Origin of the sequence: Cognatazoarcus halotolerans, from assembly GCF_009800965.1 — a bacterium.
GTDB classification, from domain to species: domain Bacteria; phylum Pseudomonadota; class Gammaproteobacteria; order Burkholderiales; family Rhodocyclaceae; genus Cognatazoarcus; species Cognatazoarcus halotolerans.
On the sequence record NZ_WUAF01000108.1, the window covers coordinates 1 to 216 of the forward strand.

Below are 216 nucleotides of genomic sequence, written 5' to 3' on the forward strand. Positions count from 1 at the left end.
GCCCGGCCAATGGCAGCGTCACGGTCAATGCCGACGGCACGTTCAGCTACACGCCGGACGCCAACTACAACGGTCCGGACAGCTTCACCTACACGATCACCGATGCGGATGGCGATGTGAGCACCGCCACCGCGACGATCAACGTCGCGCCGACGAGCGACGCCCCGATCGCCCAGGACGACGTGGCGACGACGGCCGAAGACACGCCGGTGATCA

The 216-nt window shown here is 66.7% G+C and carries 1 protein-coding gene; it reads left to right on the plus strand.

The window, feature by feature from the left end; all coding sequences use genetic code 11:
- Positions 1 to 216 (plus strand): Ig-like domain-containing protein (locus GQB03_RS22890; RefSeq protein ID WP_159694092.1); only part of this gene is annotated, 216 nt, incomplete at both ends.